This window comes from Deinococcus pimensis DSM 21231 (genome assembly GCF_000519345.1).
Lineage (GTDB): Bacteria > Deinococcota > Deinococci > Deinococcales > Deinococcaceae > Deinococcus_A > Deinococcus_A pimensis.
Genome location: NZ_KI912639.1, coordinates 37,361 through 37,689, shown reverse-complemented (window position 1 = coordinate 37,689; position 329 = coordinate 37,361). Strand labels below are relative to the sequence as shown.

1 pseudogene is annotated in these 329 nt (G+C 73.3%); it reads left to right on the top strand.

The annotated features are described in order from the left end of the window. Positions 1 to 329 (top strand): annotated as a pseudogene (locus DEIPI_RS39460) (TolC family protein); the annotation flags it as partial.

Genomic DNA, 329 nt, shown 5'->3' with positions numbered 1-329 from the left:
CGTGCGGCAGGCCGTCACCACGGGCCCGGACGTCCGCACCGCCCGCGCCAACCTCGACAAGGCGGGGGCGAACCTCGCGGCGGTCAGGGCGGACCCCACCACGCTCGTCACGGGCCTCACCTCCGCCGAACAGGGCTTCGAGAGCGCCCAGGCCGCGCTGCGCGGCGCGCGCCTGAGCGTCATGCAGACCGTCGTGAACCAGTTCACCGCGCTCTATGAGACGCAGGAACGCATCGAGCTCGGCGCGGCGCAGGTCAACCTGTCGGACCGCAACGTCAGGATCGCGCAGGCCCGCCTCGCGGCGCGCAACGCCACGCAGCTCGACGTGA